14 protein-coding genes are annotated in these 15958 nt (G+C 65.5%); 8 read left to right on the top strand and 6 right to left on the bottom strand.

The window, feature by feature from the left end:
* Positions 1–12: 12 nt before the first annotated feature.
* The 5 genes from ACF3ND_RS05125 to ACF3ND_RS05105 all read right to left on the bottom strand — a co-directional run bounded on the left by ACF3ND_RS05125 (position 13) and on the right by ACF3ND_RS05105 (position 4193).
* Positions 13–729 carry a succinate dehydrogenase iron-sulfur subunit gene (locus ACF3ND_RS05125; RefSeq protein ID WP_394064883.1) on the bottom strand — a complete coding sequence of 239 codons (717 nt, stop codon included), beginning with the start codon at positions 727–729 and terminating at the stop codon, positions 13–15.
* Between the two features lie 13 nt (positions 730–742).
* Entirely contained in the window at positions 743–2449 is a 1707-nt protein-coding gene (sdhA, locus tag ACF3ND_RS05120; RefSeq protein WP_394065783.1) for a succinate dehydrogenase flavoprotein subunit, read from the bottom strand.
* Between the two features lie 75 nt (positions 2450–2524).
* The gene (gene sdhD / locus ACF3ND_RS05115; protein ID WP_394064881.1) at positions 2525–2908 is read right to left on the bottom strand and encodes a succinate dehydrogenase, hydrophobic membrane anchor protein; all 384 of its coding nucleotides are present in this window, start codon (positions 2906–2908) and stop codon (positions 2525–2527) included.
* Entirely contained in the window at positions 2908–3321 is a 414-nt protein-coding gene (gene sdhC / locus ACF3ND_RS05110) for a succinate dehydrogenase, cytochrome b556 subunit (protein ID WP_394064879.1), read from the bottom strand. Before sdhC ends, sdhD begins: the two co-directional genes overlap by 1 nt.
* A gap of 101 nt (positions 3322–3422) precedes the next feature.
* Positions 3423–4193, bottom strand: coding sequence for a GntR family transcriptional regulator (locus ACF3ND_RS05105; protein WP_394064877.1), 771 nt, complete (start codon positions 4191–4193; stop codon positions 3423–3425).
* A gap of 293 nt (positions 4194–4486) precedes the next feature.
* On the opposite strand from ACF3ND_RS05105, the gene ACF3ND_RS05100 reads away from it, so the two are divergent.
* The gene (locus tag ACF3ND_RS05100; protein WP_394064875.1) at positions 4487–5476 is read left to right on the top strand and encodes a malate dehydrogenase; all 990 of its coding nucleotides are present in this window, start codon (positions 4487–4489) and stop codon (positions 5474–5476) included.
* 90 nt (positions 5477–5566) lie between these two features.
* On the opposite strand, the gene prpR is transcribed toward ACF3ND_RS05100, so the two are convergent.
* On the bottom strand, positions 5567–7489 hold the full coding sequence (prpR, locus tag ACF3ND_RS05095; RefSeq protein ID WP_394064873.1) for a propionate catabolism operon regulatory protein PrpR: 1923 nt from the start codon (positions 7487–7489) through the stop codon (positions 5567–5569).
* Between the two features lie 244 nt (positions 7490–7733).
* Here prpR and prpB point away from each other — a divergent pair, with 244 nt between their 5' ends.
* From prpB to earP, 7 genes are all read left to right on the top strand, one after another.
* A complete protein-coding gene (gene prpB, locus ACF3ND_RS05090; RefSeq protein ID WP_394064872.1) occupies positions 7734–8633 on the top strand; it encodes a methylisocitrate lyase in 900 nt (299 codons plus the stop codon).
* A gap of 98 nt (positions 8634–8731) precedes the next feature.
* Positions 8732–9895 (top strand): 2-methylcitrate synthase, encoded by a 1164-nt coding sequence (gene prpC, locus ACF3ND_RS05085; RefSeq protein WP_394064870.1) that lies wholly within the window; start codon positions 8732–8734, stop codon positions 9893–9895.
* Positions 9896–9984: 89 nt separating this feature from the next.
* Complete coding sequence (locus tag ACF3ND_RS05080; RefSeq protein WP_394064868.1) at positions 9985–10386, top strand: hypothetical protein; 402 nt, start codon at positions 9985–9987, stop codon at positions 10384–10386.
* A gap of 11 nt (positions 10387–10397) precedes the next feature.
* Entirely contained in the window at positions 10398–10673 is a 276-nt protein-coding gene (locus ACF3ND_RS05075; RefSeq protein WP_394064866.1) for a GNAT family N-acetyltransferase, read from the top strand.
* A gap of 128 nt (positions 10674–10801) precedes the next feature.
* Positions 10802–13387 (top strand): bifunctional aconitate hydratase 2/2-methylisocitrate dehydratase, encoded by a 2586-nt coding sequence (gene acnB, locus ACF3ND_RS05070; protein ID WP_394064864.1) that lies wholly within the window; start codon positions 10802–10804, stop codon positions 13385–13387.
* Positions 13388–13541: 154 nt separating this feature from the next.
* Positions 13542–14753, top strand: a complete 1212-nt coding sequence (locus ACF3ND_RS05065) for a DUF2863 family protein (protein ID WP_394064862.1) — start codon at positions 13542–13544, stop codon at positions 14751–14753.
* 37 nt (positions 14754–14790) lie between these two features.
* Positions 14791–15906 carry an elongation factor P maturation arginine rhamnosyltransferase EarP gene (earP, locus tag ACF3ND_RS05060; protein WP_394064860.1) on the top strand — a complete coding sequence of 372 codons (1116 nt, stop codon included), beginning with the start codon at positions 14791–14793 and terminating at the stop codon, positions 15904–15906.
* Positions 15907–15958: the final 52 nt, after the last annotated feature.

The raw sequence follows: 15958 nt of genomic DNA, 5'->3' as shown, positions 1-15958 counted from the left end.
CATACCCACCTTTTAGATGCTGCGACGCACCAGCATTTCTTTGATCTTGCCGATGGCGTGCGACGGATTCAGACCCTTGGGACAGACGTCCGTACAGTTCATGATCGTGTGGCAACGGAACAGCCGGTACGGATCTTCCAGATTGTCCAGACGCTCGCCGGTGGCTTCGTCGCGGGAATCGGCGATGAAGCGGTAGGCCTGCAACAGGCCGGCGGGGCCGACGAACTTGTCGGGGTTCCACCAGAACGAAGGGCAGGAGGTCGAGCAGCAGGCGCACAGGATGCACTCGTACAGGCCGTCCAGCTCTTCGCGCGCCTCGGGCGTCTGCAGGCGCTCTTTTTCAGGAGGCGGCGCGTCGTTGATCAGATAGGGCTTGACCGAATGGTACTGGTCGAAGAAGTGCGTCATGTCCACGATCAGGTCGCGGATCACGGGCAGGCCGGGCAGCGGGCGCAGCACGATGGGCTCCTTCAGGTCGCGCAGGTTCGTGGTGCAGGCCAGGCCGTTCTTGCCATTGATGTTCATGGCATCGGACCCGCACACGCCTTCGCGGCAGGAGCGGCGCAGCGCAACGCTGTCGTCCACTTCGTTCTTGATGCGCAGGATGGCGTCGAGCAGCATCTTGTCGGTAGGCTGCAGCTCGACTTCCAGCTTCTGCATGTAGGGACGCTCGTCCTTGTCGGGATCGTAGCGGTAGATTTCGAATTTGACCTTGCGAGTTTGGCTCATTTCAATATCCTGCTTAGAAAGTCCGGGCCTTGGGCGGAATGGTTTCGGCCGTCAGGGGCTTCATCTGGACGGGCTTGTATTCCAGACGGCTGCCTTCGGAGAACCACAGGGTGTGACGCAGCCAGTTCTCGTCGTCACGCTCGGGATGGTCGCTCAGGGCATGGGCGCCGCGGCTTTCGGTGCGGTTGGCCGCCGACTTCGTGGTGGCGCGGGCCACTTCGATCATGTTGGCGACTTCCAGCGCTTCGATACGGGCCGTATTGAAGACCTTGGACTTGTCCTTGAAGTAGATGTCCTTGACTTCGGGAACCAGGGATTCGATCTTGTCCACGCCCTTGTGCAGCAGATCCAGCGTGCGGAACACGCCGCAGTGCGCCTGCATGGCGGTGCGGATCTTGTTGCCCACGTCCTGGGCCTTCTCGCCGGAAGTGCGCGATTCCAGGCGGTTGACGCGATCCAGGGAGAAGTCGATGGACGACTGGTTGATTTCCTGGTGGGAGTGATCTTTTTCGGGGTGCGAGGCCACGATGTGGTTGCCCGCGGCGCGACCGAAGACGATCAGGTCCAGCAGCGAGTTCGTGCCCAGGCGGTTGGCGCCGTGCACCGAGGTGGCGGCGCATTCGCCGATGGCGTACAAGCCGTTAACGATCTTGCTCTCGCCGGAGGCGGTGCGGGTGACGACCTGGCCGTAGTAGTTCGTGGGAATGCCGCCCATCTGGTAGTGGATGGTGGGCACGACCGGAATCGGATCCTTGATGGGATCCACGTTGGCGAACTTGATGGCGATCTCGCGAATCGAAGGCAGGCGCTTCTTGATGACGTCGGCGCCCAGGTGATCCAGCTTCAGGACCACATAGCTGCCGTCGCCGCAGCCGCGGCCTTCCTTGATCTCCTGGTCCATGGAGCGGGACACGAAGTCACGCGGGGCCAGGTCCTTCAGGGTGGGCGCATAGCGCTCCATGAAGCGTTCGCCGTCCTTGTTCAGCAGGATGCCGCCTTCGCCGCGCACGCCTTCGGTGATCAGCACGCCGGCGCCGGCCACGCCGGTGGGGTGGAACTGCCAGAACTCCATGTCCTGCAGAGGCAGGCCGGCGCGGGCGGCCATGCCCAGGCCGTCGCCCGTGTTGATGAAGGCATTGGTGGAAGCGGCCCAGATGCGGCCGGCGCCGCCGGTGGCCAGCACCACGCGCTTGCCTTCCAGGATGTAGATTTCACCGGTTTCCATTTCCAGGGCGGTCACGCCCAGCACGTCGCCGGCTTCGTTGCGCAGCAGGTCCAGAGCCATCCATTCCACGAAGAACTGGGTGCGGGCGGCCACGTTGCGCTGGTAGAGCGTGTGCAGCATGGCGTGACCGGTACGGTCGGCCGCGGCACAGGCGCGCTGGACGGGTTTTTCGCCGAAGTTGGCGGTATGGCCGCCGAAGGGGCGCTGGTAGATGGTGCCGTCGGGGTTGCGGTCGAAGGGCATGCCGAAGTGCTCGAGCTCGTACACGGCGTGCGGCGCTTCGCGGCACATGAATTCGATGGCGTCCTGGTCGCCCAGCCAGTCGGACCCCTTGACGGTGTCGTACATGTGCCAGTACCAGTGGTCTTCGCTCATGTTGCCCAGCGAGGCGCTGACGCCGCCCTGGGCGGCCACGGTATGGGAGCGGGTTGGGAACACCTTGGACAGGACGGCGACGGACAGGCCGGCCTGGGCCAGTTGCAGGGAACAGCGCATGCCGGCGCCGCCGGCGCCGACCACCACCACGTCAAACTGGCGGCGGGGCAGAGAAGTTTTGATGGAAGCCACGGTTTAGAGACTCCAGATGATTTTTGCAAAGAATACGACGGAGGCCACCAGCCACAGCAGGGTCAGGACCTGCATCAGCAGGCGCAGACCGGCGGGCTTGACGTAGTCCATCCAGATGTCGCGCACGCCGATCCAGGCATGCCAGGACAGGGACAGGAAGAACAGCGTGGCCAGCAGCTGGCCGAGCGGCAGGAAGCCGACGCGGAAGGTGAACAGGCCGCGCCAGGTGTCGAAGTTGAGTTCGCTGCTGAACAGGATGCCGCAGACGATGATCAGGGTGTAGACGGCCATGATGACGGCCGTGACCCGCTGCGCCAGGAAATCCAGCGTGCCATAGTGGGCGCCGACCACCAGACGGTGTGCGCCGATGCGTTCACGAGTAGCCATTACCAGACCCCAAACAGTTTCAGACCAAACACCAGGGTGAGCGCCAGGCTGACCCCGAAAACCATGCCGGCCGATTTCTTGGCCGATTCCTTGTCGTTGCCGATGTGCAGATCGAGGATCAGGTAGCGGATGCCGGCACAGAAGTGGTGCAGGTAGCCCCAGATCAGGACCAGCAGGATCAGCTTACAGACGGGATTGTCGACATAGCTGCGCAGGGTCTCGAACGATTCGGGAGAGCTGACACTGAGGGAGAACAGCGGCAACAGCACGAGCGGCAGGCAAAGGAACAGCAATGCGCCGCTGACGCGATGCAAAATCGATGATTTTGCCGCCAGTGGCAAGCGGTAGCTCAATATCTGCGGCACGCTGATATTGCGATACTGCGGGCGCTGCTTGGGTGCGGTATCAGACATGATGGCCTCGAAGTAGATAAAAAAAAGTAATTACAAATTAACCTTGGTATTTTCACCGATTTGACTGGACGATGCAGTATCAAATGCCGTATGCCGTCGGTCTAGTTCAAAGTGTTTCGATAATGGAAGCGCTCTGTCAGGTAGAGCCCGCGGCGCAGTTCCATGGGGCGATCGCCATAGGTGTAGGAGACGCGCTCGACCTGCAGCAAGGGAGTGCCTTCGGGCACATGCAGCACGGCGGCCGCCTCCCCCGTCGCGGCGACCGCGCCGATTTTTTCGTCGGCCCGCACCATGCTGACGCCGAACTTGCTCTCGAACCAGGCGTACATGGGGCCCTTGTTCTGGCTGGCGGCCTCCATGGTCAGGCCCTTGAAGACCGAGCCGGGCAGCCAGATGTCGTCGTAGATGGTGGGCGCCTGGTCGAAGGCCAGGACCCGGCGCAGGTTGACCACCATGTCCGAGGTGCGCAGATCCAGCAGCTGGGCCACATCGGCCGGGGCCTTCAGGCGGCGCACGTCCAGGATGCGGCTGGAGGACGGCACGGGCTTGCCGTCGTCCGGAGTCAGGCGCAGGAAGCGAAAGCGCACGCGCGCCTCGTGGTGCGTGGCCACGAAGGTGCCCTTGCCCTGGCGGCGGATCAGCAGGTTGTCGGCAGCCAGCTCGTCGATGGCCTTGCGCACCGTGCCCTGGCTGACCTGGAAGCGGGCCGCCAGCTCCAGTTCGCTGGGGATGGATTCGCCCGGTTTCCATTCGCCGCGATCCAGACCCTGCAGCAACAGGGCCTTGATTTGCTGGTACAGTGGGCTATAGGCCGCACTGGGCGCGGATTTTTCGATTTCCTGGGCGCGTAGGGGCGGCACGTTTTCAGACATGGTTGATAATGGACAAATGCGCAACGCCGGCAGGCGCCCTGCGCACTTGTAAATAAAATAGACAGTGCTCCAATTTTCGCATGCCCGGCCCCGAATGTCTAACACTCTTCTGTCTTATATAAGATATAAGACGTTTGACGCGCCGCCCGTTTTGGTCTAGGCTGCGCAGTGAAAAAAGGGACCCCGCCGCCCCTTCGAAAAACCGCCGGCCGGACGTGATGCGACGTCCGCAAAAGCATTAAACTGTGTTTTTCGTCACCGCCTTTCAAACCCCAAAACGGAGTCATACTCTCATGTCCAAACCCGCAATGCGCGTTGCTGTGACCGGTGCAGCCGGCCAGATCGGCTATGCCCTGCTGTTCCGCATCGCTTCCGGCGAAATGCTGGGCAAAGACCAGCCCGTGATCCTGCAGCTGCTGGAGCTGCCCGACGAGAAAGCCCAGAAAGCCCTGAAGGGCGTCATGATGGAACTGGACGACTGCGCCTTCCCGCTGCTGCAAGGCATGTCCGCCCACAGCGATCCCGAAGAAGCCTTCAAGGACGTCGACATCGCCCTGCTGGTCGGCGCCCGCCCGCGCGGCCCCGGCATGGAGCGCAAGGACCTGCTGGCCTTCAACGCCCAGATCTTCACCGCCCAGGGCCGCGCCCTGAACAAGGTCGCCAGCCGCGACGTCAAGGTCCTGGTGGTCGGCAACCCCGCCAACACCAATGCCTACATCGCCATGAAGTCGGCCCCCGACCTGCCCGCCAAGAACTTCACCGCCATGCTGCGCCTGGACCACAACCGCGCCCTGTCGCAACTGGCCGCCAAGTCCGGCAAGCCCGTGGCCGACATCGAGAACCTGATCGTCTGGGGCAACCACTCGCCCACCATGTACCCCGACACGCGCTTTGCGACCGTCAACGGCGAGAAGATCGACGCCATCATCAACGACCAGGAATGGAACCGCAACACCTTCATCCCCACCGTGGGCAAGCGCGGCGCGGCCATCATTGAAGCGCGCGGCCTGTCCTCGGCCGCCTCCGCCGCCAACGCCGCCATCGACCACGTGCGCGACTGGGTGCTGGGCTCGAACGGCAAGTGGGTCACCATGGGCGTGCCTTCCGACGGCTCCTACGGCATCCCCGAAGGCATCATCTACGGCGTGCCCGTCACCACCGAGAACGGCGAGTACAAGCGCGTGGAAGGCCTGGAGATCGACACCTTCTCCCGCGAACGCATGGACCACACCCTGAACGAACTGCTCGAAGAACGCGACGGCGTGAAAGACCTGCTGGGCTGATTCCATCACCCGCCTCATGCGATCCCCGCCGGTTGACACCGGCGGGGATTTTTTTTCGGCGCGAGATTTCCCCCGGCTCCAGGTCCCGCCCTACTTGCGCAGCTTGCGCCACAAGGTCGTCCGGCTGATGCCCAGCCGGACGGCCGCCAATTCACGATTGCCGCCGCACTGCTCCAGCACCCGCAGCAGATGCGCCTGCTCGCTGCGCTCCCGCTGCTCGCGCAGTTCCTCGCCTGCCTGGCCGGGCGCCGGCTCGGCGGCCAGCAGCTCCGGCGCGATGTCCGCCAGCGACAAGGGCCGGTCGGCCCTCTCAGCGCCAAGCACCGTCAGGCGCTCGATCAGGTTCTCCAATTCGCGGATATTGCCCGGCCAGGCATAGGAATGCCCTGCCTGCAGCAAATCATCCAGCAGCCCCGGATCCGGCGCGCTCGCCCCTCCCAGCCGCTGCGCCACCTTGGCCGCCAGGTGCGAGACCAGCATGGGCAGATCCTGGCTGCGCATGCGCAGGGCGGGCAGGCGCAATACCAGTATGTTCAGCCGGTAGAACAGGTCCTGGCGGAACAGGCCCTCGCGCACCTGGGCGGCCAGGTCGCGATGCGTGGCGGCAATGATGCGCACGTCCACCGGCGTGGGCTCGATCGCGCCGATGCGCAGCACTTCCTTTTCCTGCAGCACGCGCAGCAGCCGCGTCTGCAGGGACAAGGGCATCTCGCCGATCTCGTCCAGAAACAAGGTGCCCGTGTGGGCCGCCTCGAACAGGCCCACCTTGCCGCCGCGGCTCGATCCGGTGAAGGCGCCTTCCACATAGCCGAACAGCTCGCTCTCGAGCAGGCTGTCCGGAAAGGCCGCGCAGTTCACGGCCACGAACGGCTGGACGCGCCGCCCGCTGGCCCGGTGTATGCCCTGGGCCAGCAGCTCCTTGCCCGTGCCGCTCTCGCCGATGATCAGCGTGGTGGCCGCGCTCTGCGCGCAAGCGCGCGCCTGTTCGCGCACCCGCTGCATGGCGGGGCTGTCGCCCACCAGATCGGCCAGCTCGTAACGAGCGTGCCGTGAAGCGACTTGGTGGCTGCGCGAGCGCAGGCTGCGATCCAGCCGCTGGATGGCGGCCGGATCCTGGCACACCAGCACCGCGCCGGTCAGCCTGCCCTGCTCCAGGATGGGCATGCGGGTGACGACCGCGGTACGGCCGCCTACCTGCTGCACGGCATCCTGCTGCCTCTCCAGGCTGCGCAAGGTCGGCCTCAGGTCCAGTTCGGGATGCAGCTCGCTAAGACGCCGCCCCAGCAGCGCCTGGGCGGACTGACCCAGCCAGGCCTCCATGGCCGGATTGACGGTTTCCACCCGCTCGTCCGCGTCCACGGACACCACGCCGTCGCGCAGCTGGGCCAGGATGGTGTTGAGCCGATCGCGGCGCGCCGCCTCGGCGCGGGCCACCTTTGCCAGCTCGATGGCCGCCTCCAGCGCTTCGCGGACGGCGCCCTGCGAATACAGCAGCACGCCGTCCATGCCGCAGTCGCGCGCCAGGTCCACGACCAGCCCGGGCGCCAGCACCCGCTCCACGCCCAGGCGCCGGAGCTCCTGGACGCAGGCCTGGGCGTCGATTTCGCTGCGGTAGGTGCGCAGCTCCACGGGCAGGCCGAAACCGTCCACGAACTCCTGCAGCTCGGCCGGCATGCCGCCGTAGGTGACCACGGCCATGCGGCGCGCCTGGGCCGCCGCCAGCGCCAGCCCGCGCATGATGTCGAAGCCGCCGGGCCGCACCATGACCACCGGCAGGTCCAGATGCTCGCGCAGGTAGCTGCCATTGGAGCCGGCGGACACCACCACGTCCATTTCCCCGGTCCGGCGCAGCGCCTGGACCATGTCCACCGCCTCGCCGTACGCCTTGTCGACGATCAGGATCTCCGCCTGATTGCGGTACGCAGGCGCCAGCTCTTCCAGCAAGGCGCGCAGTCCGTGCAGCCCGACTGCAACGATGCGCAGGCGGGCGGAGCTTGCCGGGACATAGGGCATGCGCGAATCTCCAGTACAAAAACGAAACAACGTTTCAAGCAGTGTTCCAATAATGAAACATGTGGAACCCGGGTGCAAGCAGCGATCCGCAGGCGACCGATGGGACCCGGCGCGCGCAACAGGCATGAACAGGCGGCGCGGCCCCGGTCGCCGACCCTTCGGTACAATTTGGCATGCTATTTGCTAAAACCGCCTGGACGCCGCGGCGCCCAGTCCGCCGGCACTCTTTACCTTGGAGCCAAGCATGAGCCAACACCCCCTGACTTCGGCAGGCGCCCGTTTCCGCCAGGCGCTGCGCGAGGAGCAGCCCCTGCAGATCATCGGCGCGATCAACGCCAACCACGCCCTGCTGGCGCAACGCGCCGGCTACCGGGCCATCTACCTGTCGGGCGGCGGCGTGGCCGCGGGTTCGCTGGGCCTGCCCGACCTGGGCATCAACACCTTGGACGATGTGCTGACCGACATCCGCCGCATCACGGACGTATGCGAGCTGCCGCTGCTGGTGGACATAGACACGGGTTTCGGCGCCTCGGCCTTCAACATCGCCCGCAGCATCAAGAGCCTGATCAAGTTCGGGGCCGCCGCCTGCCATATCGAGGACCAGGTGGGAGCCAAGCGCTGCGGCCATCGCCCCGGCAAGGAGATCGTCAGCGCCGATGAGATGGTGGACCGCGTCAAGGCCGCCGTGGACGCGCGCACCGATCCCGACTTCTTCATCATGGCGCGCACCGACGCCATCGCCGTGGAAGGCGTGGACGCGGCGCTGGAACGCGCCCGGGCCTGCGTCGAGGCAGGCGCGGACGGCATCTTCGCCGAAGCCTGCTACGATCTGGATACGTACCGCCGGTTCACGCAGGCGCTGGACGTTCCCGTGCTGGCCAACATCACCGAGTTCGGCAAGACGCCGCTGTTCACGGTGCAGGAGCTGGCCTCGGCGCAGGTCGCCATGGTGCTGTACCCGCTGTCGGCCTTCCGCGCCATGAACAAGGCGGCCGAAACGGTCTATGAAGCCATTCGCCGCGACGGCCACCAGAAGAACGTGCTGGACTTGATGCAGACCCGCGAGGAGCTTTACGATCGCATCGGCTACCATGCCTACGAGCAAAGGCTGGACGCCCTGTTCCAGAAAAACAAGAAATCCTGAGCCCGGCCCCGCTCCCGCCTTGCGCGCAAGAGCCCGGCCCGGCCTGCAGCCTACCCTGGCGGACAGCGCCACTGTCCGCCACCAACCAGGAGACCCGCATGAGCAGTACCGAGAACACCACCACCTCCGGCTTCAAGCCCAAGAAATCCGTCGCCCTCTCGGGCGTGGTCGCCGGCAATACCGCGCTGTGCACCGTCGGCCGCAGCGGCAACGACCTGCACTACCGCGGCTACGACATTCTGGACCTGGCCCAGGCCTGCGAGTTCGAAGAAGTCGCCTACCTGCTGATCCACGGCAAGCTGCCCAATCGCGACGAGCTGCGCGCCTACAAGCAGAAGCTCAAGCGCCTGCGCGGCCTGCCGCTGGCCGTGCAGAGCGCCCTGGAGGCCCTGCCGGCGCACAGCCACCCCATGGACGTGATGCGCACGGCGGTCTCGGTGCTGGGCTGCGTGCTGCCCGAGAAGGACGACCACAACCTGCCCGATGCGCGCGACATCGCCGACCGGCTGCTGGCCTGCCTGGGCTCGGCCCTGCTGTACTGGTATCACTACAGCCACAACGGCGAGATGATCGACGTGCAGACCGACGACGACAGCATAGGCGCCCATTTCCTGCACCTGCTGCACGGCGAGAAACCCTCGGCCCAGTGGGAGCGCGCCATGCACACTTCGCTGAACCTGTACGCCGAGCATGAGTTCAACGCGTCCACATTCACCAGCCGGGTCATCGCCGGCACGGGATCGGACTTCTACTCGGCGATCGCCGGCGCCATCGGCGCGCTGCGCGGCCCCAAGCACGGCGGCGCCAACGAAGTGGCCTTCGAGATCCAGAAACGCTACGACACGCCGGATCAGGCCGAAGAGGACATCCGCCGCCGCGTGGAGAACAAGGAAGTGATCATCGGCTTCGGCCACCCCGTCTACACCGTCTCGGACCCGCGCAACCAGGTCATCAAGGCCGTGGCCAGGGAACTGGCCGAACAGGACGGCAACATGCGCATGTACGACATCGCCGAGCGCCTGGAAAGCGTCATGTGGGACGTCAAGAAGATGTTCCCCAACCTGGACTGGTTCTCCGCCGTGTCCTATCACACCATGGGCGTGCCCACCGCCATGTTCACCCCGCTCTTCGTGATCGCCCGCACCGCGGGCTGGGCCGCGCACATCATCGAGCAGCGCGTGGACAACAAGATCATCCGTCCCACCGCCAATTACGTCGGTCCGGAAAATCAGGCCTTCGTGCCGCTGGACCAGCGTCCATAAGTCCCCGGGCATGCGCTATCATGCGCCAGTGATTTGACTCGCGGCCCCGCGGCCTTCGGCCCGCGGGGCCGCCCTTGCCGGTGACTTCGATGCTCTCTGATTTCGTTCGCTACGCCCTGCCCATGGCCGGGACCCTGATGATCGCCTGCGCCCTGACCGCCCTGGTCTCGGGCGCCTATCTGCTGCTGTTCAATGTGCGGCGCACCAACCAGGCTCTGCGCCATCCCTATCTTGCCCAGCACCCCTGGGAGCGCCTGCCTTTCTCGCTCAAGGCCGGCGTGCTGCTGGACTACTTCCTGCGCCTGAACTTTCCCGCGCGCCAGGGCGGCGTATTCGGCAACGCCAACCGCCTGCTGCCCCACGTCCAGCGCGACGAGGTGCCCATGGGCATCAAATGGCCGCTGATGGGCCTGTGGGGCGGCTGCTTCATCGGCCTGGCCTGCATGCTCGTGCTCTGGGCGCTGATCGCGCTGCAACCCGCTTCCGTCTGAAGGAGACCGCCATGGACCTGGAAATCCGCCACGACACTCAAGCCCGCCAGTTCTACTGCACGGTCGAGAACCTGCGCTGCCTGATCGACTACCGGCTGGACGGCGACGTCATGAGCATCACCCACACGCTGGTGCCGCCGGCGCTGGAAGGCCGCGGCATCGCCGCCCAACTGACGCGCCACGCCCTGGAAACAGCAAAAAACCAACACTGGAAAGTGCATCCCCTGTGCAGCTATGCGGCCGCCTACATCCGGCGTCACCCGGAATACGCCGACCTCCTGGCCTGATTCAGCTTTTCGTAAGTCTTATATAAGATATAAGACTGTTGCTTCACTCCCGGCTTCAAATTACAATCGAGGCAACACTCGATTTTGTGCATTTCCATTTTCAACTTTTACCGATAGGCCCCCGCACCATGCTGGACTCTTACCGCGAACACGTTGCCGAGCGCGCCGCGCTGGGCATTCCTCCGCTGCCTCTGTCGGCTCAGCAGACCGCCGACCTGATCGAGCTCATCAAGAACCCGCCCGCCGGCGAAGAAGCGTTCCTGCTCGAACTGCTGACGCATCGCGTCCCCGCCGGCGTGGACGATGCCGCCAAGGTCAAGGCCTCCTACCTGGCCGCCGTGGCCCTGGGCACCGAAACCTGTGCCCTGATCAGCCGTGAGCGCGCCACCGAACTGCTGGGCACCATGCTGGGCGGCTACAACATCAGCCCCCTGATCGAACTGCTGGACCAGCCCGGCCTGGGCCAGATCGCCGCCAACGGCCTGAAGAACACCCTGCTGATGTTCGACTCCTTCCACGACGTTCAGGAAAAGGCCGAAAAAGGCAACGCCTACGCCAAGGAAGTGCTGCAGAGCTGGGCCGACGGCGAATGGTTCACCAGCCGCCCCGAAGTGCCCAAGAGCCTGACCATCACGGTCTTCAAGGTCACCGGCGAGACCAATACCGACGACCTCTCCCCCGCGCCCGACGCATGGAGCCGTCCCGACATCCCGCTGCACGCCCTGGCGATGCTCAAGAACCCGCGTCCCGGCATCACCCCCGAAGAGCCCGGCAAGAAAGGTCCGGTCGCCTTCATCGAATCCCTGAAGGACAAGGGCCACCTGGTCGCCTACGTCGGCGACGTGGTGGGCACCGGCTCGTCCCGCAAGTCCGCCACCAACTCGGTGCTGTGGTTCACCGGCCAGGACATTCCCTACGTGCCCAACAAGCGCTTCGGCGGCGTGTGCCTGGGCGGCAAGATCGCCCCCATCTTCTACAACACCATGGAAGACGCCGGCGCGCTGCCCATCGAGCTTGACGTCTCCCAGATGGAGATGGGCGATGTCATCGAACTGCGCCCCTACGAAGGCAAGGCCCTGAAGAACGGCCAGGTCATTTCCGAATTCCAGGTCAAGTCCGACGTGCTGTTCGACGAAGTGCGCGCCGGCGGCCGCATTCCGCTGATCATCGGCCGCGGCCTGACCACGCGCGCCCGCGAAGCCCTGGGCCTGCCGCCCACCACGCTGTTCCGCCTGCCCCAGAGCCCCAGCGACACCGGCAAGGGCTACACCCTGGCCCAGAAGATGGTCGGCCGCGCCTGCGGCCTGCCCGAAGGCAAGGGCGTGCGTCCCGGCACCTATTGCGAACCGCGCATGACCACCGTCGGCAGCCAGGACACCACCGGCCCCATGACGCGCGACGAGCTCAAGGACCTGGCCTGCCTGGGCTTCTCCTCCGATCTGGTGATGCAGTCCTTCTGCCACACCGCCGCCTATCCCAAGCCCGTGGACGTCAAGACGCACCACGAGCTGCCCGCCTTCATCAGCACCCGCGGCGGCGTTTCGCTGCGCCCGGGCGACGGCATCATCCACTCCTGGCTGAACCGCATGCTGCTGCCCGACACCGTGGGCACCGGCGGCGACTCGCACACGCGTTTCCCCATCGGCATCAGCTTCCCCGCCGGCTCGGGCCTGGTGGCCTTCGCCGCCGCCACGGGCGTGATGCCCCTGGACATGCCTGAATCCGTGCTGGTGCGCTTCAAGGGCCAGATGCAGCCCGGCGTCACCCTGCGCGACCTGGTCAACGCCATCCCGCTGTACGCCATCAAGCAGGGCCTGCTCACCGTGGAAAAAGCCGGCAAGAAGAACATCTTCTCCGGCCGCATCCTGGAGATCGAGGGTCTGCCCGACCTGAAGATCGAACAGGCCTTCGAACTGTCCGACGCCTCCGCCGAGCGTTCGGCCGCCGCCTGCACGGTGCGCCTGAACAAGGAGCCCATCATCGAGTACCTGAACAGCAACATCACGCTGCTCAAGTGGATGATCGCCAACGGCTACGAAGACGAGCGCACCCTGGGCCGCCGCATCAAGGCCATGGAAGCCTGGCTGGCCAATCCCCAGCTGCTGGAGCCCGACGCCGACGCCGAATACGCCGCGGTCATCGAGATCGACCTGGCCGAGATCCACGAGCCCATCGTGGCCTGCCCGAACGATCCTGACGACGTCAAGACACTGTCCGACGTGGCCGGCACCGTGATCGACGAAGTGTTCATCGGCAGCTGCATGACCAACATCGGCCACTTCCGGGCCGCCTCCAAGCTGCTGGAAGGCAAGCGCGACATCCCCACGCGCCTGTGGGTGGCTCCGCCCACCAAGATGGACCAGCAGCAGCTGACCGAGGAAGGCCACTACGGCGTGCTGGGCGTGGCCGGCGCGCGCATGGAAATGCCCGGCTGCTCGCTGTGCATGGGCAACCAGGCCCAGGTGCGCGAAGGCGCGACCGTCATGTCCACCAGCACCCGCAACTTCCCGAACCGCCTGGGCAAGAACAGCAATGTCTTCCTGGGTTCGGCCGAGCTGGCCGCCATCTGCTCGCGTCTGGGCCGCATCCCCACCCGCGAGGAGTACCTGGCCGACATGGGCGTGCTGCAGGCCAACAGCGACAACATCTACCGCTACATGAACTTCGACCAGATCGAGGAATTCAAGGAAGTCGCCGACTCCGTAGGCCTGTAAGCCGCAGGGCTTGCTTGCGACGCCTCCGCCGTCACGCACGGCGGGGGCGTTTTTCATTGTCCGTCAATCTCCTTCGGGCCAGCCCGCCCCTGCCATTCCCCCGCCACCGCCCAGGGGGTAAACTAAGGTGTCCACCAACCGGCAACGTATGTCAATGTCGCAACTCAATCCCAAACTGCTCGCACGACAATCCAAGGAAATCCAGCGCCTGGTCAACTATGCCGACGCCCTGGTGCGCTCCGGCTCGCAGGTCGAAGACCGTTACTGGCAAGGGCTGGCCGGCCAGTTGCTGGACAAGCTGTATGCCGGCCGCCGCAACACGTCGGTCGAACAGACGCTGGAGCTGCTGGGCAGCCAGCAGCAGAACCAGCACTACGAAATCGTGATGGAACTGGCCGAGGCCCATGCCGAGAGCCTGCGCATCGAACATCAAGGCGTGCTCTACGACGCCCTGCTCTTTTCCGCTCCCCTGACCGCCTGGACCCGCTACCAGCTGCCGCAGGGCGTCCTGACCGAGACCCAGCGCCAGGAACTGGACGCCTGCCTGCGCAACACCATACTGGCCGAAGGCGTGCTGTGCGCGCTGGTGCCCGATCTGGTCAACTACGACGAGATGCCCCAGACCTACCAGCAAGCCTACGAATGGACCCACACGCTGGCCGCCAAGGCCCTGGGCCGCAGCCAGGAGAACGTTCGGCCCCTTGCCCCTCCGGAGGCCAATACGCTGCTGGCCGACGCCCGCTTCCTGGTGGGCGTGGCGCTCGCGCCCGTGGGCCAGCCCCTGTTCCGCTGGCAGCAGCAAGGCGAAAGCGCCCATGCCGCCCATCTGCACTGCATCGAACAATGGGTGCAGCAGTGCACGCCCATCCTGGGCCCGCTGTTCACCGGCTGCCAGGTCCAGTACCTGGCGCCCAACGCCTATTACGTGAACACGCGCGAGGCCGACCGGGAGATCCGGCCGCTCGCGGTCCAGGCCGGCGTCACCTGGCTGCAGACCGCCGCCAACATCGCCCCTGACCAGTTGCGCGCCGTCATCGTGGCCAGCGGCAACGAGGTGGTCGAAGAATATCGCGTGGGCTTCAGCACCGTGTCCTCCCCCGCCGTCATCTATGGCTGCATCTGGCCGGTGCTCAGCCAGGAAGAGGCCGAGTCCTCGCTCAGCGAAGACGAGCACATCGACATCCCGGACATCATCGCCGCCCTGCTCAAGAGCCTGGGCGTGCAGCACGTGCACCGCCTGCCCGGCCTGCATTCGACCGAAGTCTGCGAGGACTGCAACGCGCCTTTCTTCCCCGACATCCATGGCGAAATGCAGCACCCCGAGCTGCCCGACGAAATCGACCTGGATCCGGTCCAGCTGCACTAGGGCCTGTCAACACCATTCAAGGAGCCGCGGAGGCCCAATGCCCGCCGTTGATCTGTTCTGCCGCGTCGTCGACAACTTCGGCGACATCGGCGTGTGCTGGCGGCTCGCCCGCCAGCTGGCCGCCTCGCCCGAGGTCCCGCAGGTGCGCCTGTGGGTGGACGACCTGGCCAGCTTCCAGCGCATCCAGCACGAGCTGCGCCCCGAGCTGGAAAGCCAGGACCTCCAGGGAGTGCGCGTCGAGCGCTGGAGCACGACGCGTGTTCGCTACCCCGACCCCCATCCATTGCTGATCGAGGCCTTTGCCTGCGAACCGCCTGCGGCCGTCACCGAACGCCTGCGGGCCGGACAGCATGTCTGGATCAACCTGGAATACCTCAGCGCCGAAAGCTGGGTGACGGGTTGCCACGGTCTGCCCTCGCCGCAAGCCGGCGGGGCGGCCAAGTATTTCTTTTTCCCCGGATTCCTGCCCGGCACGGGCGGACTGCTGCGCGACCCGGACCTGTTGGCCCGGCGCGACGCATTCCGGCGCGACGACGACGCCTACGAGGCCCTGCTCGCCCGGCTGGGCGTGGCCGCCGAGCAGCGCCGCGCCCTGCTGGACGGATCCATGCGGCAGATGTTCCTGTTCTGCTACCCGGACGCGCCGGTCCTGGCCTTGCCTGATGCGCTGGCGCAACAGGGGCCGGAGACGCTGCTGCTGGTGCCGGACTCCGTGGCCCGGCGCCTGCCGCCCCTGGCGGCGGGCCGATTGCGCGTGCAGGAAATACCCCATGTCGACCAGGCCGATTTCGACGCCCTGCTCTGGCGCAGCGACCTGAACATCGTGCGCGGCGAAGACTCGCTGGTGCGCGCCGTCTGGGCCGGCGCTCCCATGATCTGGCAGCCTTACGTCCAGGACGAAGACGCCCATCTGGACAAGCTGGACGCCTGGCTGGACACCACCGGTCTGCCTGAACCCGTGCGCGCCCTGCACCACGCCTGGAGCCGTTCGGAGCGCCTGCCGGCCGCGCAGGCGCTGGCCGGCTGCCTGGAGGCGGAAAACCTGTCGCGCTGGCGCGAGCAGGCCGCCGCCTACTGCGCAAAACAGGCTCGGCAGCCCGATCTGGCCGCCAGCTTGCTGAGTTTTTATACCCAAGTCGCCCGAAAACGCTAAAATAGACTGTTTTCCTCAAAGCTCCCTGACATCAAGCTCGGCGGAGCCACCC

The sequence above is a fragment of the Alcaligenes sp. WGS1538 genome (assembly GCF_043187505.1).
Classification (GTDB): domain Bacteria; phylum Pseudomonadota; class Gammaproteobacteria; order Burkholderiales; family Burkholderiaceae_B; genus Alcaligenes.
This window is presented reverse-complemented; position numbering and strand designations above follow the sequence as displayed.